This is a genomic window from Pseudomonadota bacterium, from assembly GCA_036141575.1.
Taxonomy (GTDB): Bacteria; Pseudomonadota; Alphaproteobacteria; order UBA2136; family JAPKEQ01; genus JAPKEQ01.
Window position 1 is genome coordinate 45684 of the sequence record JAYZXF010000016.1, and the last position, 21169, is coordinate 66852.

23 protein-coding genes and 2 tRNA genes are annotated in these 21169 nt (G+C 46.8%); 12 read left to right on the forward strand and 13 right to left on the reverse strand.

Going from position 1 to position 21169, the window contains the following annotated elements; translation table 11 throughout:
• Positions 1-95: 95 nt before the first annotated feature.
• From VX730_07170 to VX730_07180, 3 genes are all read left to right on the forward strand, one after another.
• Complete coding sequence (locus VX730_07170; protein MEC9292163.1) at positions 96-881, forward strand: hypothetical protein; 786 nt, start codon at positions 96-98, stop codon at positions 879-881.
• A gap of 135 nt (positions 882-1016) precedes the next feature.
• Positions 1017-1445 carry a hypothetical protein gene (locus VX730_07175; protein MEC9292164.1) on the forward strand — a complete coding sequence of 143 codons (429 nt, stop codon included), beginning with the start codon at positions 1017-1019 and terminating at the stop codon, positions 1443-1445.
• Positions 1446-1564: 119 nt separating this feature from the next.
• Complete coding sequence (locus VX730_07180) at positions 1565-2077, forward strand: hypothetical protein (GenBank protein ID MEC9292165.1); 513 nt, start codon at positions 1565-1567, stop codon at positions 2075-2077.
• Positions 2078-2120: 43 nt separating this feature from the next.
• Here VX730_07180 and VX730_07185 read toward each other — a convergent pair whose 3' ends face one another.
• The 3 genes from VX730_07185 to VX730_07195 all read right to left on the reverse strand — a co-directional run bounded on the left by VX730_07185 (position 2121) and on the right by VX730_07195 (position 5200).
• Positions 2121-3287 carry an acyltransferase gene (locus VX730_07185; protein MEC9292166.1) on the reverse strand — a complete coding sequence of 389 codons (1167 nt, stop codon included), beginning with the start codon at positions 3285-3287 and terminating at the stop codon, positions 2121-2123.
• Positions 3287-3856 (reverse strand): peptidylprolyl isomerase, encoded by a 570-nt coding sequence (locus VX730_07190; GenBank protein MEC9292167.1) that lies wholly within the window; start codon positions 3854-3856, stop codon positions 3287-3289. The genes VX730_07185 and VX730_07190 overlap by 1 nt, the downstream gene beginning before the upstream one ends.
• A 156-nt stretch (positions 3857-4012) precedes the next feature.
• On the reverse strand, positions 4013-5200 hold the full coding sequence (locus VX730_07195) for a potassium channel family protein (protein ID MEC9292168.1): 1188 nt from the start codon (positions 5198-5200) through the stop codon (positions 4013-4015).
• Positions 5201-5393: 193 nt separating this feature from the next.
• On the opposite strand from VX730_07195, the gene VX730_07200 reads away from it, so the two are divergent.
• A complete protein-coding gene (locus VX730_07200) occupies positions 5394-5948 on the forward strand; it encodes a hypothetical protein (GenBank protein ID MEC9292169.1) in 555 nt (184 codons plus the stop codon).
• A 43-nt stretch (positions 5949-5991) separates the two neighbouring features.
• Here VX730_07200 and VX730_07205 read toward each other — a convergent pair whose 3' ends face one another.
• From VX730_07205 to VX730_07220, 4 genes are read right to left on the reverse strand one after another with little or no spacing between them, the layout of a single operon-like run.
• Positions 5992-7158: a hypothetical protein gene (locus tag VX730_07205; GenBank protein MEC9292170.1), complete on the reverse strand. Its 1167-nt coding sequence runs from the start codon at positions 7156-7158 to the stop codon at positions 5992-5994.
• 13 nt (positions 7159-7171) lie between these two features.
• Complete coding sequence (locus tag VX730_07210; protein ID MEC9292171.1) at positions 7172-7975, reverse strand: hypothetical protein; 804 nt, start codon at positions 7973-7975, stop codon at positions 7172-7174.
• A gap of 58 nt (positions 7976-8033) precedes the next feature.
• On the reverse strand, positions 8034-8966 hold the full coding sequence (locus VX730_07215; protein MEC9292172.1) for a hypothetical protein: 933 nt from the start codon (positions 8964-8966) through the stop codon (positions 8034-8036).
• On the reverse strand, positions 8963-9736 hold the full coding sequence (locus VX730_07220; protein ID MEC9292173.1) for a hypothetical protein: 774 nt from the start codon (positions 9734-9736) through the stop codon (positions 8963-8965). The genes VX730_07215 and VX730_07220 overlap by 4 nt, the downstream gene beginning before the upstream one ends.
• A gap of 396 nt (positions 9737-10132) precedes the next feature.
• Here VX730_07220 and VX730_07225 point away from each other — a divergent pair, with 396 nt between their 5' ends.
• The 3 genes from VX730_07225 (at position 10133) to VX730_07235 (ending at position 12129) form a co-directional block, all read left to right on the forward strand.
• The gene (locus tag VX730_07225; GenBank protein ID MEC9292174.1) at positions 10133-10702 is read left to right on the forward strand and encodes a TerD family protein; all 570 of its coding nucleotides are present in this window, start codon (positions 10133-10135) and stop codon (positions 10700-10702) included.
• Between the two features lie 68 nt (positions 10703-10770).
• Positions 10771-11403, forward strand: a complete 633-nt coding sequence (locus tag VX730_07230; GenBank protein ID MEC9292175.1) for a TerB family tellurite resistance protein — start codon at positions 10771-10773, stop codon at positions 11401-11403.
• Between the two features lie 39 nt (positions 11404-11442).
• Entirely contained in the window at positions 11443-12129 is a 687-nt protein-coding gene (locus tag VX730_07235; protein MEC9292176.1) for a TerD family protein, read from the forward strand.
• A 78-nt stretch (positions 12130-12207) separates the two neighbouring features.
• On the opposite strand, the gene nrdF is transcribed toward VX730_07235, so the two are convergent.
• The 5 genes from nrdF to VX730_07260 all read right to left on the reverse strand — a co-directional run bounded on the left by nrdF (position 12208) and on the right by VX730_07260 (position 16676).
• On the reverse strand, positions 12208-13194 hold the full coding sequence (gene nrdF / locus VX730_07240) for a class 1b ribonucleoside-diphosphate reductase subunit beta (protein ID MEC9292177.1): 987 nt from the start codon (positions 13192-13194) through the stop codon (positions 12208-12210).
• A gap of 154 nt (positions 13195-13348) precedes the next feature.
• Positions 13349-15544, reverse strand: coding sequence for a class 1b ribonucleoside-diphosphate reductase subunit alpha (gene nrdE, locus VX730_07245; protein MEC9292178.1), 2196 nt, complete (start codon positions 15542-15544; stop codon positions 13349-13351).
• Entirely contained in the window at positions 15508-15939 is a 432-nt protein-coding gene (gene nrdI, locus VX730_07250; protein ID MEC9292179.1) for a class Ib ribonucleoside-diphosphate reductase assembly flavoprotein NrdI, read from the reverse strand. Before nrdI ends, nrdE begins: the two co-directional genes overlap by 37 nt.
• A gap of 25 nt (positions 15940-15964) precedes the next feature.
• Positions 15965-16204: a glutaredoxin-like protein NrdH gene (gene nrdH, locus VX730_07255; protein ID MEC9292180.1), complete on the reverse strand. Its 240-nt coding sequence runs from the start codon at positions 16202-16204 to the stop codon at positions 15965-15967.
• Positions 16205-16600: 396 nt separating this feature from the next.
• A tRNA-Thr gene (locus VX730_07260) sits at positions 16601-16676 on the reverse strand.
• Between the two features lie 143 nt (positions 16677-16819).
• On the opposite strand from VX730_07260, the gene VX730_07265 reads away from it, so the two are divergent.
• A tRNA-Ser gene (locus tag VX730_07265) sits at positions 16820-16912 on the forward strand.
• Between the two features lie 289 nt (positions 16913-17201).
• Here the strand turns inward: VX730_07265 and VX730_07270 are convergent.
• Positions 17202-17534, reverse strand: coding sequence for a hypothetical protein (locus VX730_07270; protein ID MEC9292181.1), 333 nt, complete (start codon positions 17532-17534; stop codon positions 17202-17204).
• Positions 17535-17692: 158 nt separating this feature from the next.
• On the opposite strand from VX730_07270, the gene VX730_07275 reads away from it, so the two are divergent.
• From VX730_07275 to VX730_07290, 4 genes are all read left to right on the forward strand, one after another.
• On the forward strand, positions 17693-18532 hold the full coding sequence (locus tag VX730_07275; GenBank protein MEC9292182.1) for a hypothetical protein: 840 nt from the start codon (positions 17693-17695) through the stop codon (positions 18530-18532).
• A 160-nt stretch (positions 18533-18692) separates the two neighbouring features.
• Positions 18693-19238, forward strand: coding sequence for an OsmC family protein (locus VX730_07280; protein MEC9292183.1), 546 nt, complete (start codon positions 18693-18695; stop codon positions 19236-19238).
• A gap of 6 nt (positions 19239-19244) precedes the next feature.
• Positions 19245-19586, forward strand: a complete 342-nt coding sequence (locus VX730_07285) for a YopX family protein (protein MEC9292184.1) — start codon at positions 19245-19247, stop codon at positions 19584-19586.
• Positions 19586-21169: GAF domain-containing protein (locus VX730_07290; GenBank protein ID MEC9292185.1), on the forward strand; the 1584-nt coding region annotated here is incomplete at its 3' end. The genes VX730_07285 and VX730_07290, both read left to right, overlap by 1 nt.

Here is a 21169-nt window from a genome sequence, read left to right on the forward strand (position 1 = left end):
TTGAATTTCGGATTTTCATAACCATAATTTAACTATCAACCCATTCCCTCTTTCTTAGGGGGCTATCTTTTACCGACTTACCTATGGAGGAATCTATGTCGGATTTTGGAAACAAGCTGGCCGCGGCACTGACTGGTAACGACGCATTTGTCAACCGCCCCAAAGGCGAAGGCACTGTGTCCGTCAACGGCCAGATTGCGTCTTCTGGAGAGGAGCTGCTGGAAAACACCCATCACCGCACATTGGTGAACGCCATGGAAGAAAAAGTGATCACGGGCATCACCGTGGACACCATCGGCCGGAGCATCACCTTTCAACGTGATGGCGAGGACGATATCGTCGCAAGCTTCCTGCATGGGGACCGTAAAGCGCAAATCATCCAAGTGGTGGCGCCGAAAACCATGGGAGAGTTCCAGATTTGTGAAGTGCTCAAATACTCGCAAGAGGTCACAGGGTACTCCACACGTAACGGCGAACCCACCTACCCCGGCTTCACGGGCATGATGACGCGCATCACCATCACACAGACATCGTTTGAAGAAAGCGATGCCATTGATATCTGGATTCTGTCTCCCGAGGCAACCCAGCCGTATCAGTGTGATGAGCTGGTGGTGAAGGACTTGGTTGACACTGTCGACCACGATCATCAGGAACTGAGCCCTCTGTCTCTCAGCTCGCAAAGCACCTACTTCAATTACGCATGGTGGGATTGCTGCCCAGACCTGCGCATCCCTTCCGCCGTTGAGATGGAAATTGCAAACGCCTATGCAGCGATTGATGCTGAGCAGGACGCTCTGGAAAACATCAACAACCAAGCAGAAGCGGAAGCCTTTGCCGAAGAACAGGCAAGAGACGATGCCGATAACCATTGGCATCCCTAAGCGATAAAACATAAAAACACCCCCGCAAGGGGGTGTTTTTGTTTATAGAGGCGTTGAAAATGGAAAAATAATCCTCATAATTTAACCATCCAAACGCATTATGCGTGCCTTTTTTTCTAACATTGGAGATCCTTTATGGGACTGACTTTCCTTCGTGAATTGAACGATGTACTGGTTGGCAAGCAGCTAGACTTCATCAACAAAACGACCGACGACCAGTTCCTCACATTTGTGACGGACGAAGGCGACGGCCTGCCCCACACCTATGGCTTTGCCGTACGGGGCACAGAAACAGCTCGTATTTCGGCTGTTATCAATACAACTTACGGCCTCGGCTACAAAGTGGCCGCCGTCAGCATGCTGCGCTTTGACAGCACCACACGCATCACTCTGATCATGGATCAAGATGAACGTGGAGGCAGCGAACGCATCAACATTGATGTGAAATGCGGTGATGACGGCTATGCTCCGGTTCTGCGCTTTGTAGAACCGGCGCAATACCCTGAATCCGCCCTGTACATTCAAAATGTCCGCACGGACTATGAAGAATATGCAGCCGCCTGAACGATGATGAAAGAGCCCCTGTTAAGGGGCTCTTTTACTTGCTTCACTCCCTTGAATTTCGCTCAATCATACCCATACTATAACTATCAATAACTTTCACTTTTAGCTAGGAGGACACCATGTCCCGCACTCTTGAAGCACTTCGTACTGCCGCAAACACTGCTTGCATCACAGGTAACTTTTCAGCCGCTCGCTGCTTTGCATCGGCCATGCGCGCAGCCAGCAAAGTTCAGTCTTTCGATGGTATGGAAATCATGAATGGCAAAACCATCAAGGCCATCGAATCCGACATCGTGCAGGATGGTGAACATCGCTACGGCATCACGTTCATCACCGATGAAGGGGAACCTTTCACCTTCACCTGCTCAGGCATTGACGGCCAGCTGCTGGACGAAGAATCGTTCATCTCCACCATTCACGGTGTTCAGGGCATGATCGGCAAAACCGTTCACAGCCTCAGCCATGTGGATTTCCTGATGGAAAGCGATGAGCGCCGCGGCGCCTACACGCTGACGGCCACCGATGGCACTGAACTGAACATCGTCGTGGTGACGAAAGGGCCGGAAAAAACGGTTCTGCGCCACAATGATTTCGGCTGCCACTTCCACGCCCCTCTCAAAACGGATGTCTAAGACATCACACAAGAAAGCCCCCAACTGGGGGCTTTCTGCTTTTCTATATCTTCACTTGAACTTTCTTAACCCCAAGCTTGGTACGAATTTTATATCTCAAAGGTGTTTCTACCCATGCATAGGCAATATGTGACGCCACCATAATCGCTACAAAGATAAGCAGTAGATGAACTGTCATCACCTCAAAGTTATCTGCTGGCACACTGTCATATTCATCTTTAAAGAAATAAATCATCACGCGCGCAACAGGCTGATGCAGCAAGTACATTGCAAATGAGAGTTTACCGAGATGCATCAAAAATGGGTGTGCAAAGAAATTATGAACAGGGCCAGACATAAGAGACAGGCAAAGTACCATAAAAATAAGGCAAACCATATACGCCATTTTAGGGACGCCATAAATGCCATAAGCATCCAAAGACATCATCACACCAAGTAGGATGAGAACACCCATAAACATAGCGTCCCACTTAAGACCTTTTGTCTGTTTAAAATGCTGATAGAGGCCATACACAAAAGCACCAGAAAGCAGTCCGAAATTGGCACGTGCAAGTGCCCCATACCCGTGATCAATCATGAAATCTTTCACATAAAAATGCTGAACCACTCCGTAAAACGCACAGATAACCACAATAGAAATCAATTGGATATATGTACTTTTTAAACGTGTAATGAAGAATAAGTAAAATGGAAACATCAGGTAATTAAAGAACTCTGCGCTGATCGACCAGGCAGGCCCATTCCATGCAGATTTATTCTCTAAAACTCCCCATGAAGTTGTGAGTGTAAAGTTGGCCAGCCATGCCCAAGGTTCTACAACGCGGTAAGAGCTCCCCTCAAAGCCTTCTTGAATATCAACGTACTGCCAAACCCCTAGCATATACAAACCAACAATAAGTAAAAGAACCATGGCATAAAGCGGATAAACTCTTGCAAGCCTCACAACAAGAAAGTCTTTTACTTTCTTCAGCGTAATACCAGCTGCAAAACGATCCGCATAAAGGTGCATGAGTAAAAAACCAGTAATCATGAAAAAGATATCAACACGGAAAGTGACCGTAACAAACGGCGCAAATTTCAGCTCATTAAAATACTGCGCAAATTTAGGTCCCACATCACCGTAGAGCATCATATTAGAGAGAATAACAAGCGCACAGAGGATAAATTTAATCCCTGTAAGAGGTGCGATAATTTCCTTAGATTTTGCCATTATTTAAAAGCAATACCAGGGTATTTAATAATACGCATTTGACGGATACGGTCTCCCTTTGTCAGGCGATCCACAATATTTTGGCCTTTATTCACATGCCCTAGAATAGAGTACATGCCCTTTTGCGCAGGCGCATCACGCAGGAAAATAATGACTTGCTTATCACTTGGCAGGCCGTTTTCAAGGTTCGCCATCCCAATATCCATGTGTTGAATTTCACGGTATGACTCTTGCCCCACATGGAGCGGAAACTCAGCGTTATCCTCACCAACAGTACGGCGATCTCCAAACTGAAGCGCATAACCCGGCGCCATATGGTGAATCTGCAAACCGTTGTAGTAGCCGTTTTCAACGTTTTTCAGGAAGTTTAGGCCAACACTTGGTGAGTTGTTATAAAGCGTAATATAAAAGCGGCCTGAGTCTGTTATGGCTTCAATAATATAACTATGTGTTGATGGAATAATGACCTTTGCTTTGGCATCCATTGCTACAAACAGGCACATTACTGCTAATGTTAAACGCATCATCCACATCATAAGAGCGGGCTCACTTTCTTTATTATTACTCATCTTTAGTTTAGCAAAACTTGCCTTTTTTATTAAAAACAAACAGAGAACCTCAGACCTTAAAGAAAAACTTTCATCTACCTGTGATGTTTTCATACCTCTCTTTGTGTCACAAAAAAAGAGGCACCATAACGGTGCCTCTTTTCTTCGTTTGAGAGTTTATTCCAGCCCGTCCGTTAGGACTTGGCGTACTTTCCGTGCGGAAGGTTGAGCGTCGTAAGGGGCTGCAATGAACACTTTCACACAGTCCTTGACTCTGTCGCCTTCAGCTAAAATACGACTCACGGTATCACCGTTGCCGTTCACATAACCACGGAAATCCCAACCAGCATGCACAGCCTTACAGGCCACGTCAGCCCAGGAGGCATCCTTAATGGTGATGGGGTAGTCATTGGTATCAATGCCGCCCGCTTGGAAGTTATCGCGGTTCAGCGCATAAACACCAGGAGACAACGCCTCAGAAACCAAAATACCGGGGTGGTAGTGGTCGGCAAGCACAGCAGATGTTGCGCCGTTTGTTTTCATATATGCCAGATCACGGTCAGCCGAAGCTTCAGCAATTACCAAACCACGGTAAGCAAAGTTCTGCCGAATCCGATACACAATGGACGAAATCACATCGTCAGCATCTTTACGTGTCGGATCAGGGCAAAGAACCAGCACCATGGCAGCACTGCGTACGTTGGCTTTTTCAAGATCACGCTCATCCGAGCCTGACCCACGGTAGCCTGTGGCGTTCATGTCGAGCTTTTTCGCAATGCTTTGCAGCTCGGCAGGCACGTTTTCAGCAAGAAACTGAATCTCGTGCTTCATCAAGTCGGGGTGCCCTTTGATTTGCTCAAGAAGGCTTTCAACGTAATGGGCCGTCCCTTGAACAGGAAGGCCAACAATCAGGATATGGTCTGTCATGTCCTTCCATTCCCATCTGTAAGTTTGTTTCAGTTCGCGTTGGTAGGAGTGATACTCCGAATGATACGTCAGGATACCGGGCAACTGGAAGATGCCGTAAGTCCCGATCGCAATGGTTGTGAGCCGCCCAAAGGGGGTGGTCGCACTAATATCACCGTAACCAACAGTGGTGAAGGTTGCCCAAGTGACCCAAATGGCGTCCATGGCTTTCACATCTAGGGTGAAAACCATAATCCACACATGTTTTAGGGTAACCAGATACGCAACAAAAACATTGCCAACCATGTTCTCTGGAAGAAGTTCCAAGTACATGAACATGAGTGCGTGCGCCACGAAGGCAAACGCAACACGTTTAAAGCATTTGTTTCTGAGCTGAAGGTAGTCGTTGGGCTCAAGGTAGCGCTTCTCGAAGCGCTTCCGCCAAAAAAAGAGACTCATAAGACCTCTCCTTATAATGACAGCGCAGCTTTCTACGCGTGATGAACGATTTAGATTACAAGATTTTTCCACTATACAGATTTGTTGTATACACTTCAAGTCTTAAAAGAAATTCTCCTTGATTTTAGAATTTTAATACCTATATATAGCTTAATTCCCCTCACCTTCTCTCCCGTTAAAAAGGTTAACTCTTATGAAACACCTTCTTTTTGCTCTTGCAGCTTTTGGCCTGCTCACCGCTTGTGACACCTCAACCAAACAAGACGCGCAGCAGATTCACATCTCTGGGCCAGCCACAGTTTCTGAAGAAGATCCTGTTCGGACATTCCTCAAAGTGAAGTTTGCCCACGTGCAATACTGCGTGCAAACCTTTGGCGTTGAAACGGCATGTACAATGGCCAGATCTGGCCACATGCCGCAGGATGCCGAAGCGATCTACGCAGAACTGAAACGGCTTGCAAAGGCTCCCAATGAAAGCTTTCAGCAGTTTTTGGTTGAAGGCCCCCAAGAGCTCACACAGCCTGGCCAAGTCCAAACCTACGCAAGGTATCACGTCGATGGCCTTGAAGGTTCAACTCTGCACAAAGTCTGGCATGTCATCCTTGCCAGCGACGAAGGCACCACCATCACAAAGGACGTGTACTCTTTCAGCGTCCATGGCGTAAAAGACCTCTCCAGGGGAGAGCGCAAAGCCATCAACCGTCAGGTTGGGGCCAACATTACGGCAGCTGTTCAGGCACTCCAATAAGCGATAAAACATGAAAAAGGCACCCAACAGGGTGCCTTTTTCTTTAGCGTCGATCAGAGTCCTCTTTGAGGATTCCAGGAAGAATAACACCACCAAAGCTGCCTTCGCTGCTTGCGGTTCCGTTATCCGTCATGGAGTTCAGCTGGTCCAAAGTAATGGCGCCAGACTCAAGAAGTTCTAGAAGCATGGCAAGTCCTCGTTCAGAGCCTTGACCACCGTTTCCGCCTTCGACTCCGTCAGCATCGCCCTCACCTTCTGATTCTCCATCTCCCTCTTCTTGTTGAGGGTCTAGAAGCTCATAAGGTGGCATTCCCGGCAGGGAAATGAGCGGTGCGCGGTTGAAGGTTCTTGACTCGAACTCTTCCAGTTTGGTGATAAAGATGATATCTGCCTGAAGCTTCAGCTCTGTCTCATCCCAAATGGTCAGAGAAGCTGTCTTCACCTCTTCGACCATAGCTCTCAGCAGAGGCTCAAGGTCAGAGGCATAAGCTGGCAGCAGGTCATGTCCAAGAAACTTTTCAAGGGCAATGGCAAAGTCTTGCACTTTAAGCTCACCATTTACCAGTTTCCAGTACACATCAAATGGCAGGCCATCTTCATGTAAAAGTTCTTGCAATACGGTTGTATCAATCGGTGTCTCATAAGAGGCAATCCGATCCAGCACCACGTCCCCAGCCTCGTTGCTTGCAATTGAGCAATAACGCGGGAAAGTTTCGCCAAATACAGCTGTGTTAGACAACAGCAGACCAATACGCTCTTCACCGCCCAGCTCATCCTGAACAGGATCAACATTCACCGTGAAGATGTTTTTCTTGGCCACCAGCGCAGGGACTTCTCTGCCGTTCAACTCAATGGTCGACTCTTCCATAATCAGAAGGCCGTCTTGGTCAAACGCCAGCATAGGGCAAGCCCCATGTGGCATCCCTCGCCCTGTATTTTCATACAGAGTCGGCATTGAGGCACCCAGAGCCATTTGCAAAATAAAGGTCACACCGGCAACCACCGCCAAAGCCACGCCCCAAAAGCCTCTGCGATAACGCAGAACAATGTAAACGAGGCCAGCAAAGGTCACGCCAGTCATCGCCATCACACCAAAGGTGAAAGGGTCGCCGTATTCTTTTAGAAAGATGCTCCAGAGGTAACCAATTTCGGCATCCCCTGAAAACACGCTACGCCAATAGGTTGGCGACGTTAGGATTTGCCAGAACATCACTGACTCCTCATTATTGATAACGCTGCACAACAAAGGGGTACTGGGTCGTCGTATCGATCGACTCAGGAACCAACTCATTGTTTGCGTCAATGGTGAAAGAAACCAGTGTCACCTCACGGGGTGCACGGGATGTTATTGAGATTTCCTTTTGCCCTTTATAAACCTCCACTTCACTCTCCTGGCCTTCATTGAAAACAATAAAGCCACTCACGCGAGTTATGTGGGATTCATCAAACAGCTCAGGGCGGAACAAGTCAGCGTTAATGACATACCGGCCCGGAGGCAGGAATGCATATTGGCTAAGCAGTTGTTCTGCACGCACGGTGGTATAGATGGGGTCACCCGTACCTTCATGCGTTTGATTCACAGAGCCCCGATCATCGGGTGTATGAATCATCAAGCTGTCTGTATCAGCAATACGGTGATTATAAACCACCTCCTTGCCATGTGGCGTAATGCGCATCATCCAGAGGTCCACATCACTTGTGGCGCATTCTGGCGGAAGCTTTCTGGGGTTAAATCCAGAATCTCCAATCTGCGGGCATCGTTCGCCAATTTTTAGGGCATAAGCGTCATTCAGGTTGCCATCCCAGCTAATCTGCGCGCGCAGAGCCACACGGCCCGGACGTTCAGCAAGAGCTGTATCTTCCGCGCCCAATGTGTCACTCACTTTCGCGAAATACACAAGGATCAAAGAAGCAGCAACAATCAGCAGCCCAAAAAACAGAACCCATTTTTGGTCCAGCAGGGCTTTAATGTTGTTATTGGCTTCAGCCTCATTAGAGGCCGTTCCAAAACGTGTTCGACGTCTCATTGAGACCTCCATAGAGAGGGAAAGAAAGCACCGCCACAAACGCGGCGGTGCGCAGTGTTTATTGAATCAAGGGTTTGATACTGACTTGCGTCTCACGGTCAATGCTATCCGGAATGATTTTGCCATTTTCATCAACCTCAAAGCTCAGAACAGTGCGTTCAAGCATATCATCCAGGCTGGTAAACGTAACAATATCATTAAACAGAACAGTTTCCTGATCTGTCCCTTCAAACACCACAAGGTAAACCTCAAACGACACGGGCCAAGTTGGCATCGCGGGCTTAAAGTTATAGTTTGGAACCTGCATCTTCCACAGCATGTCCTGAAAACTTTCGTCCAGTACAATGTTAAAGCTGTAGTGACCAGGCGCCAAGAACTTGTGGCGGTACGTCATTTCTTCCGTACGCATAGGTTGGTACAAGGGGGCGCTGTTATAGCCATCCCCTGAACGTCTCGGCGTGAAAGGCCGGCCATGAGTTGGGTTACTGTTCAAGTAAGCCGGAACACTGTAAGCAAACGCACCTTCAGCACTGGGGAGCTTATTGGGAGAGTCAAGGCTCAACACATCGTAAACCGTACCATCAGGCGTGGTGTAACGTGCGTAAAGGTCTTGGTCTACAATAATGCATTCCACAGGACGCTTCAGATAGATCTCACGGTATTCTTCTTTAATGAAGGGCGTACCTTCAACAAAGTGGCTTAAATCACCAAGCCAGTGGCCATCAATTTCACGAGGGCATTGCCCTTCGCGTACATAACCACCTTCTTGGCCATAACCTGAACGCGCCTCAAAACGAAGCGCAATCCCCGGAGCCCAGCTTGACGCAGGGCCGCCACCAGCTTCACCCTTGGAAAACAGCACCAAAAGAGCAACAACAATAATCAGCAGGATGAAGATCATGGCTGACAACAAGTCATCCATCACCGCATCTTGTTCTGCCTCATTGTCATTATTCCCCCAGTGCCGTCCAAAAGACCGCTGGTGTATCATGACGCATGCGTCTCCTTGCCAGCACCATTCATCCAAGCAAGAAAGCCGGAAGAATAGAGCTCCAAGTGCAAGTCATTCGCAATGTCTTGGACAGTGCGCTCGGTACGGTCAATGGCATGACCAATGAAAACCGAACCAAACAGCAGACCAGCAAGCGTACTCATGATCGCAAGACCAAGGTACTCAAACATCATCACCACAAACTGGAAAACAGCTTCTGTTTCACCAGAGGCCATGATGTCTGCGCCAGCAGTTGCCAGACGAATACCGACATAAGTCCCCACGATACCGTAGGTCAGAAGGTTGCGTTTTACCCAATGGATTCCTTTGGCGCGTTGCGCATGCTTTGTGGCGTACCAATCCAGCAGGACCAGGTCATCCACTTCCACATCCTTTTGTCCACGCAGCCCTTGCAACTTTGCAAGAACTTGAGCCAAAAAGGTGTTCTTTTCCTTGTCATTCAGCGTGTCAGTGTCCAAAGCGAGCTTATAGCCCTCTTCTCCGCCACTCACTTGCTGTTTGACTTTGGCCAGCAGAGCCACTTCACGATCCACCATAGCTTGGTACGGCAAAACCTGAAAAAGCGCTGCGCCAAGGAAGATCAGTGCCATGGCACCAATCCAGACGTGGGTCAGCATGTCATCTGGCAGGATCAGGTCAAACAGACCAAAAATCGAGCCGCCAATGAAGAATCCAAGCACCATCAGTGCTTTCAATATCAGTTGATTTCGTGCCGTTTTGAGATAGGCACCATTTTGTACAGAATTCATCTTAGTGTCTCCTTATAAGAGAGAGGATGATGCGCGAAAATGCGCAAAAGACAGATTCAGATGCATAAATTGCATACAATGCTCTCATTTAATATGTATACTGTCAAGCCGTTAGATTTATAAAACGTGCATTAAGCCTCTGCTTTCGTGCTCAAATGCTCTTCATATTCACATTTAATTGAATTGAAAAATCTTAGAAAAAATCTCCATATCTGATTGACAAAACAAGCATTGTATACTAAAGGTGGCATTGTACACGCATCTGCATACAGTTTTTTATAGTGCATTCCTTGTGAATCGGTAACGATTAACATGCTGTACACTCGTGCCATCACCTCTAGGTGCATGGCTTTCATTGCCCCTTGTGGGTTTCTCACTACTATAAGGAGTTCCATCATGGAATTTTCGCTTGAAGAAAAACCGTCCTTCGTTCTGCAGGAAAAGAAACCGTTCTATTTCGGCCTGGGCTGGGACTGTTCGTTTGACGTGGACCTGATCGCTGTTGTTCTGACCGATGGCAAACTGACCGGCACGCCGGACTTTGTCTATTACGGTAACCAGAGCCACGGTTCTGGCGGTGTCCAGCTGAGCGATGACGCCCAAGACGGCGGCGGCGATGACGGTGATGATGAATTCGCAATCATCGACGTGTCGAAGCTGCAACCGAACCAAAGCGTTGCCATCGTGGTCAACATTGCGAACGGCGCCAAAGAAGGCAAGAACTTCAGCCAGATCGGCAACCCGTATGTGCGGGTTTGTGACGGTTCGGATGAAAACTCGCCGGAACTGCGCAAGTTTACCCTGTCCAAGGGCGCAACCAAGACCGATGTTGCCATCGAATTCGGCCGCATTGAGTGCGTGAACGGCGACTGGTCCTTCAACGGTACCGGCGCTGCTCTGGGCACCAATGGTGAGGTGATTCCGATTGCCAACAAATATGGCGCCGGCTTCAACCCGAACGCCTAATTCTCGCGAACAGGGTGCAGGTTTTCCTGCACCCTTCCATTCACCCCTAACACCAAAGGAGGCTAACCATGTTCAGTGGTCTCGGCCGAAAACTAAAAGGGCTTGCCAACATTGGTGTGGGTAAGCTAGAGGAGCTGATTGGCCAAATCGGTGACTTGGATGAAAAAGACCGGCAAATGATAGAGCACGCTGTTGCTGTTGCTGCTGGTCTGACTGCTGGCGCAAATGGCCAGCTGAAGCCTGAAGAGGCTGAAAAGATCCAAGTGATTATCAGCTTGCATAAGCTGACAAAAGGCTTTGACGGCGCTCAATTTATGGCAACTGTCACTGAGGTTGTCAAAAATGTGGAAATGGTGAGCATGGATTTTGCGCTCAGCAACTATGCTGATGACGTGAATGTGCTGAAAAGCATCCCTGCTCTTGCCAATGTGTCTGGCCAACTGTGTGTTGAAATCGCCTCTGCGGATGGCGACTTTGATGCAGACGAAGCCGAAGTTGTGAAAACAATCTTCGAAAAAATTGGTTTGAACCCAAATGAGTTCCCCAAGCTTCGTGATGCGTTGGACCAAGCTGCGGCTTGGAACCAAAGCCCAGCAGCACCCACTCCTCCTCCGCAGCAAACCCGGCCAACACCGCCGGCAGCACCTGCACCTTCAACCCCTCCTGCAAGCACACCTGACGACGACGATCCGTGGTCGTAAGCTTGCGTAACTTCCCTCTAACCTGAAAAGGACTTCAACATGTTTGAACTTCAGGAAAAACAATCCTTCGACCTTACAGAAAAGGCCTCTGGCGCCACGCAGTTCTATGTCGGCGGCGGCTGGCAAGCCCCGAGCGGCAGCTGGGACTTGGACTTCAGTGCGATTGCGATCCATGACAATGGCTCGACATCCATGGCCTATTATGGCGGAAAGTCTATCCTGGGCGGCGCAATTTGCTGTGGTGATGACGAGCAGTCTGGTGGTGACGGCGTGGGCGACGATGAACATATCCTCATCGACACCAGCCGTATCCCTGCTGATGTGAACAAGGTGGCTCTGGTTGCCAACATTTACAGCGGCGGCACCTTTGGCGAAATCAAAAAGGCCTATATGCGGATCTGTAACGGATCCAGCGAAACGGCCCCGGAGCTTTTCCGCTTCCCGCTGGTGAACAACCTGTCGGGCAAGGCTGTGGAATTTGGCTTTTTGAAGCGCACCGACAGCGGTTGGGAATTTGAAGCCACTGGCGTTGAAATCCCCAATGGCAGCCGTCTGGACAACATTCGTCCGCGCTACGGTTCCGGTGGTGGTCGCCGGCGTTCTGCACCGTCCAGCTCTGCTGGTTCGACTGCAGCACCGCAGGCCTCTTCCGGCGGCAGCAGCGCTCTGCCCATCATTCTGGTGGTGGCAGCAGCCGTTGCGGCGGCAGCATTCTTCTTGCTGTAACAGCCCCTGCTGAAAAATCGACCCAATGAAAGAAACCCCTGCGTAAAGCAGGGGTTTTTTCGTGGTGTTTCCTGAGAATTAGAAATCCCAGTCTTCATCTTCTGTTTCAACAGCCTTACCAATGACATATGAAGAACCTGACCCTGAGAAGAAGTCATGGTTTTCATCTGCGTTTGGTGAAAGCGCTGAAAGAATCGTTGGATTTACCTGTGCTGTTTCTTCTGGGAAAACAGGGTCAAGGCCAAGGTTCATCATCGCTTTGTTGGCGTTGTAGTGAAGGAATGTCTTCACTTCATCAGTCAGGTCTAGGTCATCATACAGAGACTCAGTGTACTTGATCTCGTTGTCGTATAGCTCAAGCAATAGAGAGACTGCGTACTCTTTAATTTCCATTTGCTCCATCGGCGTCATTTTTTCAAATGCTTTTTGGAACTTGTAACCAATGTAGTAGCCGTGTACCGCTTCATCACGAATAATGAGGCGAATGAGGTCAGCTGTGTTTGTCAGCTTCGCACGGCTAGAGAGGTGCATTGGGAGGTAGAAACCTGAGTAGAACAGGAAGCTCTCCAGGAAGACACTTGCAACCTTCTTCTTCGCTGGGCTATCTGCTTCGTATTCATCCAAAATCAGCTGGGCTTTACGTTGAAGGAATGGGTTTTGCTCACTCCACTCAAATGCATCATCAATGACCTTTGTTGAGCAAAGTGTTGAGAAGATTGATGAGTAAGAGCGTGCGTGCACCGCTTCCATGAATGAAATGTTACTGAGAACAGCTTCTTCATGCGGTGTAATTGCATCTTCCATAAGCTTTGGCGCGCCAACAGTGTTTTGAATCGTGTCCAGTAGAGTTAGGCCTGTAAATACGCGTGTTACAAGCTCTTGCTCTTGCGCTGTCATGGCGTTCCAAGATGGAATATCGTTTGAGAGTGGAACTTTCTCCGGTAGCCAAAAGTTAACGGTTAGTCGGTTCCAAACCTCTAGGTCTTTATCGTCTTCCATGCGGTTCCAGTTAATCGCTTGAACGCGACTTACTGGGTTTTCAACAACTTTGAGTTCTGCTGTCATGGTTTTAATCCTTATTTTTTTAACCATTTTTAATCTGGTTTATTTTTCCTAAAACGTTCTCTATGAGATGAGATTTTGCTTTGGTGAAGCTGCGCCGAGTACTTCTCTCGTACTTCAGCAGCAAACCAAACAAAAGGTCACTCTTAGAGGGCGTTTACAAGCTGCAAGAGACACACCCTTTAACTTCTGTACCCTCTAGTGCCATTTGGCGCAGACGGATGTAGTAAATGGTTTTAATGCCTTTTTTCCATGCGTAGATTTGTGCTTTGTTAATGTCTCTTGTTGTTACTGTATCTGGGAAGAACAGTGTCAGAGACAGGCCTTGGTCTACGTGCTGAGTTGCTGCAGCGTAGGTATCAATGATTTTTTCAGGGCCAATTTCGTAAGCGTCCCTGTAGTACTCTTGGTTTTCATTATTCATGAATGCCGCTGGGTAGTACACGCGTCCGATTTTACCTTCCTTACGAATCTCAATCTTCGACACGATTGGGTGAATAGAAGATGTTGAGTTGTTAATGTAAGAAATAGAACCTGTTGGTGGTACAGCCTGTAGGTACGAGTTGTAAATCCCGTGCTTCATCACAGATTTCTTCAGCTTTTCCCAGTCTGCTTGTGTTGGGATATGAATGCCCGCTTTCTCAAACAGCTCTTTTACGCGTGGGGTTGCTGGTGTCCACTCTTTTTCAGTGTACTTATCAAAGTATTCACCTGTTGCGTACTTAGACTCTTCAAAGCCTTTGAAAGCCTTGCCACGCTCTTTTGCCAGGGCGTTAGATGCTTTAACGGCATGGTATGTCACTGTGTAGAAGTAGATGTTTGTAAAGTCTACACCTTCTTCGCTACCGTAGTGAATGTGCTCACGTGCAAGGTAACCGTGCAGGTTCATTTGGCCAAGGCCAATGGCGTGCATTTCATCGTTCCCTTTCGCAACAGATGGCACACAGTCAAGGTGGCTCATTTCTGATACAGCAGTCAGCGCACGAATAGATGTTTCAACTGTTTTGCCAAAGTCTGGTGAATCCATTGTTTTCGCAATATTCAGTGAACCTAGGTTACAAGAAATATCATTCCCCATTGTTTTGTAGTCTAGGTTTGTATCGTACTCACTTGGGCTGTTGACCTGTAGAATCTCAGAGCAAAGGTTACTCATGGATACACGGCCTTTAACCGGGTTGGCTTTGTTTACTGTATCTTCAAACATGATGTACGGGTAGCCAGACTCAAACTGGATTTCCGCAATTGTTTGGAACAGTTCACGTGCGTTAATTTTTGTTTTCTTAATGCGTGGGTTTTCCACCATTTCGTCGTACTTTTCAGTCACTGAAATTTCAGAGAATGGAACGCCGTAAATGCGCTCAACATCATATGGTGAGAACAGGTACATGTTCTTGTTCTCTTTTGCGAGTTTGAACGTAATATCTGGGATCACAACACCAAGAGAAAGAGTCTTAATACGGATCTTCTCATCTGCGTTTTCACGCTTGGTATCCAGGAACTTCATGATGTCTGGGTGGTGTGCGTTTAGGTAAACGGCACCGGCACCTTGTCTTGCGCCAAGCTGGTTGGCGTATGAAAATGAATCTTCAAGAAGCTTCATCACTGGAATCACACCAGAAGATTGGCCTTCAACTTTCTTAATGGGTGCGCCTGTCTCACGTAGGTTTGTCAGCATAAGAGCAACGCCTCCGCCACGCTTAGAGAGCTGTAGAGATGAGTTAATCCCGCGAGAGATCGATTCCATGTTGTCCTCTACACGAAGCAGGAAGCAAGACACAAGCTCACCACGTTGCTTTTTACCCGCGTTTAGGAATGTCGGCGTTGCTGGCTGGAAGCGCCCGCCAATGATTTCATCAACAAGCTGTGTTGCGAGCTTTTCATCACCACGTGCAAGGGTAAGAGCTGTCATCACAACACGATCTTCGTAACGCTCTAGGTAGCGTGAGCCGTCAAATGTTTTAAGTGTGTAAGACGTGTAGTATTTGTAAGCACCAAGAAACGCAGGGAAACGGAATTTTTTACCGTAAGCGTGGTCGTACAAGCCAGAAATAAAGTCAAACTCGTACTGGCCAAGAACTTCGCTCTCGTAGTAACCCTTCATTGTCAGGTGACCAAGCTTTTCTTCTAGGTTGTGGAAGAACACAGTATTTTGATTTACATGCTGCAAGAAGTACTGACGCGCGGCTTCTTTATCTTTATCAAACTGAATTTGGCCGTTTTCATCAACCAGGTTGAGCATTGCATTGAGGTCAAAATAACTCAGCTCAGATGTATCATCTGCGTTATGTACAAGCTCTAGGCCTGTGTCCTCGTTCTCTAAGATGCTTGTTTGAGCGTTTTTTGCTGCGTCCATAGTTTTCCTAGTCCTTCTTGTACTCGTCTTACGTCAGTTGGTGTGCCTCTGAGTTCAAAGCGGTAGAGCATCGGCACGTTGCACTTCCTTGAGATTACATCGCCTGCATAAGCGTAGTATTCTCCAAAATTAGTATTGCCGCTACCAATCACACCTTGGAGATGGGCACGGTTATTGGGGTCGTTGAGAAAGCGGATCACCTGTTTAGGCACTGCGCCGCTTCCATCGTCAGCTGCATATGTTGGGCAAATAAGGACAAAAGGCCGTGTCATCTCTAGATGTGGATCTTTTGGCGATGTAGGGATGCGAAAGGCATCCATCTCTAGCTTTTCAACAAAGTGATGCGTATTGCCTGAACTGGTTGAGAAGTAAACAACACATGGGGGCTGCATCATGGCCTTTGTCCTTATAGCATTAAAGTTATGCAACCATGCGGCTTGGCGTCAGCGTCGCAATTTTGTCTGGACGGAAACCAGACCAGTGGTCGTCCTCTGTTACCACAACAGGGGCTTGGCGGTAGCCAAGTTCAAGAACAGTGTTCATCGCTTCTTCATCTTGCATGATGTCGATCAGGCTGTACTCAATACCTTTGCGGTCGAGTTCTTTATAAGTTGCTACGCATTGCACGCACGCAGGTTTTGTATAAACGATAACAGACATGGCCTGACCCTTTTTATTATTTTTATTATTTGTGGGTACAGCACCATATATTGCACCCGAATTTTGTATATCATGCCTTGTCACAGGACAGCTTAAACAGCTCTTTAAAGTTGATTTCTCTTACAACTCAACAGCTTGAAGAGTGTGCTGGCGTTGTATTCACTTTTTGTCCCTCTGACACTATATATAGTATGCTCTCACACCATGCAGTGTCAATATATAGTTATTCGCTATTTTGGCTATACATCTGCTTTTTGTGTAAAAACAATGTTCTGAGAGGTGATTTTTTTGAAATTTTTATGAGCAGAGAAAATGCATACTATGCATACATGTTGAGAGAAAGAAAAAGAGCCTTTAAAACGATTGAAACCCCCTTGTTCCGAGGGGGTTTCAACATGGTGCCGGTTGCAAGATTTGAACTCGCGACCTACTGATTACAAATCAGTTGCTCTACCAACTGAGCTAAACCGGCGACGGAGGTGAATATGCACAAATTTTTGAGCTTTGGCAAGAGGCTTTTTTATACTTTTTGCATTTTTTTTGAAAAAAGTTAAAAACCATATATTTGATGGTTGACAACTCCCTCTGCGCGCGGCATTCTCTGCCCACTGGTATGGAGACGTGGCCGAGTGGCTGAAGGCGGCACCCTGCTAAGGTGTTATACGGTGTAAAGCCGTATCGTGGGTTCGAATCCCACCGTCTCCGCCAGTAAATTAATTTCCCCTGTTTAGGGGAATTTTTATTTTGAAGCAGGATAAATTTAATTAGGGATGAGAACCCGCGGGTTTGAAAGCGAAGCTCAGCAAATGAACGAAGTGAATGGCAAAGTGAAGCGCTGACGGGATGCCTTTAGGCATAGCCGCCCGAAGGGTGAAGGGCTTTAGCCCGAATCAACCCCACCGTCTCCGCCAGTAATTCTTGAACTCACCCCTCGGGGTGTTTTTTTATACCTAAAAAACAAACAACACCCCCAAATGGGAGTGTTGAATGATTTCGTTTAAAGGGCCTGCAAGCGCTCAATACACGTTTCTGCACGGGCAGCAACGCCAGAAAGGTCATGCGTGGTTTCAGGGTGATCCTGCATCACATGGTGTGAAGAACGCAGAACTCGGCCAGCAATACTGGCCCACAGTTTCACATCTTGTGCACTGCCTAAGCCAATATTGTGCTCAAGGTTGTGTTCTATACGCTGAATCGCTCCAACAAGAACATCCACCTTTTCAACCACAGAGTACGGTTCAGTTCGTTTTGTAAACGTACCTGCCTGATCTGCAGTAATATCTAAGAGGGTATTCAGATTTACGACGGGGGGATTGTTATCTTTTGTCATAGAGGCTTCCACATACATAAAAGGAAAGAAAGAGACGTTTGGTATATGTATAAACATTATTTTTTGAATTACAAGTATGCCCCCCAAAACCTTAGAAACACACCCTAAAACAGAGGTACACAACTTGTTCTGCTTGTATAAGTTCTTATAATATATATATGAAACTTAAAGCATACTGGACACTCTTAATGATGGCTGTGACCCTCACAGCTGGTGCCCATGTGCATGCACAAGAAACCGTTCAAGTCACAAGATCAGATGATAAACCACTCTCTCTAACGCTCTACGGCGCATGGCTACAAGAGAGGTGCGACCCAATTATGATTCTATCTCATGGTCTCAATGATGATGGCTCCTCTCTCTCTTTCATGGCCCTGTCTTTTGCAAAAAAAGGCTTTAATGTTGCTGTCATGAATCACCCAGAAAGCAACAAGGACACCGTAGTTGGTGCAAGTACTGAAGAATTTATAGCAGCAAGCCATGATACCTATAAATTTAAGGCTCGCATGCTCGACCTCTCTGCCGCATATAAATACGCCACACAAAATTGCCAACCTGAGATTCAAGTCATGGGAGGCTATGCCATGGGTGCAGCACTTACTGTGTTAGAAGCAGGTGCTAAATCGAAACTGCCCATCAAGGGGGAAGACCGTTTTACGGCCTATATTGCTCTCTCCCCTCAAGGCGTGGGAAAGGTGTTTTCTAGAGCGGCATGGACCAAAATTGTAAAGCCAATGCTCATGATGACTGGCACCAAAGACGACACGCTAGATGGCGAAACTTACATCTCCCGTCTGGACGCCTTTTATGGCCTTCCTGTTTCGGGAAACAAACGCGTGGGTATTATCAAAGATGCAACCCACCAAGACCTTGGCGGAAACGGCAAAAGAAAAGTCCAAACTCAAATGAATCACTTTGCTGCTGAGTTCCTCACCACGCTCTCAAAGGGGCAATGGCGTAGCTCCCGTATGAGAAGTATTGACTCTCGAGATAAGTAAACATTTTTCACACAGCATTTTTATATATCTTTTCAGAACCCTAACAGCCTGTCGGTTTTATTTTGGCGTGTTTGTTTTTAACATGCAGAATTAGAGAGTTACTACCATAAGTATACGTGCGCGAGCATGGCTTGAGATAATAATGAGAATAGGAACATCTATGATTAACGGCTTAAACGTTGAGAAAATTACAGAAACTGTCGAAGTTATTCAAGATAATGAATCTTTAAGAGATGTTCATGTTCAAGCTAAATCCATTTGGAAAAGTGGGGGCCTCTCTGAAACCTATGTAAGACGCGGCTCAGATGAACAAGCCATTAAAGTGTGCTCAGACATGCTGCCACTGCAAGGTGCACCAGACCTCTCGAGTAAATGTGGCGCAGCCTGCCCTACTGAGCTTGTTCTTGCGGCACTCTCTTCATGCCTGATGATTGGTATTACCTGCCACGCATCGCTCAGAGGTATTCATATTAAATCCCTCGAGATTGAAACAAAAGGCAAGTTTGATATTGGTGGCTTTCTTGGTATGGATGCCAAACGCAACGGCTATGAAAACCTTAAACTTATTTGCAATATTGATGCAGATGCCTCAGAGGCAGAGCTCAGTGAAATTTTTGAACATGTTAAAGCCACATCTCCCGTTCTTGATGTGATTGTCAACAAACTGGATAACGTCTCAACCAACCTGCATGCAAGCCAAAGGTAAGCACATATGGCACTTTTAAAGTTCAGAGCATGGGACGCAAAAACCCAAAGCTTTACTATGTTTGAAAATAAGCTTCCTGCTCATACAGCAAACATTATGCAAATGGTTGGCATGCAAGATGCCAGCAAACAAGATGTGTATGAAGGTGACATTTGCAAGGGCAACATTAATATTGCCTGCGTGAATAAAGAAATGGTTGGTGAAGTCGTTTATAACCAATCCAACGGCCGTTATGAGCTTAAAAACAGTGAAAGTGCTGTGTCTTTACATATTGTGACCAGCTTGAATGTGATTGGCAACATTCATCAAAATGCTGACCTACTTGAACCATTGGAGGCAAGCGCCTAATGGAAACAGCTGGGGACCTGCAAAAGATTTTAAAACAGCGCGACGCTGAGATTGAGCTATTTAGTGATGTGGTCAAAGCCATATCCAGTAATCTAGACCTTGATGAAGTCCTCATGATGGTTGCTCAAAAAGCCAAGGAGCTTGTGGGCGCAAAGCTCATGGTGGTTCCGCTTATTAATGAGGATAAAACCTCATACTCTTATGCTGCTGCCGCAGGTGAAGATGCTGAACATGTTATTGGCAGTTCTTTCTCTATGGATGTCGGCATGTGTGGCTGGGTACTGAGTAACGAAAAACCTCTCACGTTTTCACCAGAAGATACATGGGCAGATGACAGCAAAACTCAATGGGAAGAAAACGTAGATAGTGCCCTACTGGTTCCACTTATTGGTAAGAATGGCATTATTGGTGGCCTTTCTGGCATTGAAACAGAAAACGGCAACTCCTTTACAGAACATGACCTCAGCGCCCTCACCCTGTTTGCAAGCCTTGTAAGTGTCGCAATTGAGAATGCTCACCTGTTTGAAGAAATTAAAGAGAAGAACCGTATTTTAGAGCTTGAAAGTGAGCGTATTAAACTTTTGCACGATACAGCCACAGCAACCCTTATGGCGGAAGATTATAAAGAGCTGTTACAGCAATATATGAAGCAAATTACCGCCTATACAGGGTGGCCTGTTGCCAATGTTTATGCCTACAATGAGGAAGACCCGAGCGTTACTATTATTTCTAGCTGGCAAACAGGTACAGAGTATAATGATTTCTTAGCAGACCTTGCCGTAGAGCACATTGTAGACCCGCAATGCCCACCGCTCAGAGAAGCTCTGGTGGAAAACTTTTCTTACAACCCAGATATCCGTAAAGAAGTCGCCTTCTGGGATGATGATCATCTTAAATATACTGACCTAATGTCAGGCATTTGGTTCCCGATTCGCGTACAAGGGAAAACACGTGCCGTACTTGAATTTCTCTCTAATGAAGAGATGGATTTTAATGACGACCTTATCCAAACCATTCGTTACATTTGCGGGCAAGCCAGTATTGCCATTGAGCGAGAAGAAACACAAATCAGCCTATGGGAAGCCAAAGAAAAAGCGGAAGCAGCCAACTATGCTAAGAGCCGTTTCCTCGCCACTATGAGCCATGAAATTCGCACGCCACTTAACGGTACTGTTGGTATGTCAGAGCTCCTTCTTAATACCGAACTTTCAGAGAAACAAAAGCAGTATGCTGAAACCATTAAAAGCTCAGCTGATATGCTCCTCAACATTATTGGCGATATTTTAGATTTCTCTAAAATTGAAGCCGGTGAAGCCGAAATTTGCTGTACGCGTGGTAACCTGTATAAAGAAATTAAAGACGTTCTCACGGTTATTCAAAATGAAGCTGAAACCAATAATGTCGAGCTGATTTACCAGTATGACACCTCAATTCCACAAGGTATTTTGTTTGACCATACACGTATTAAACAACTGGTGCTCAACCTTGTTGGGAATGCCGTTAAATTTACTAATGATGGCTATGTGGCAGTGCGTGTTATCTACAAAGGTACAAAGGATAACTCTCAAGAAGCGATCCGTTTT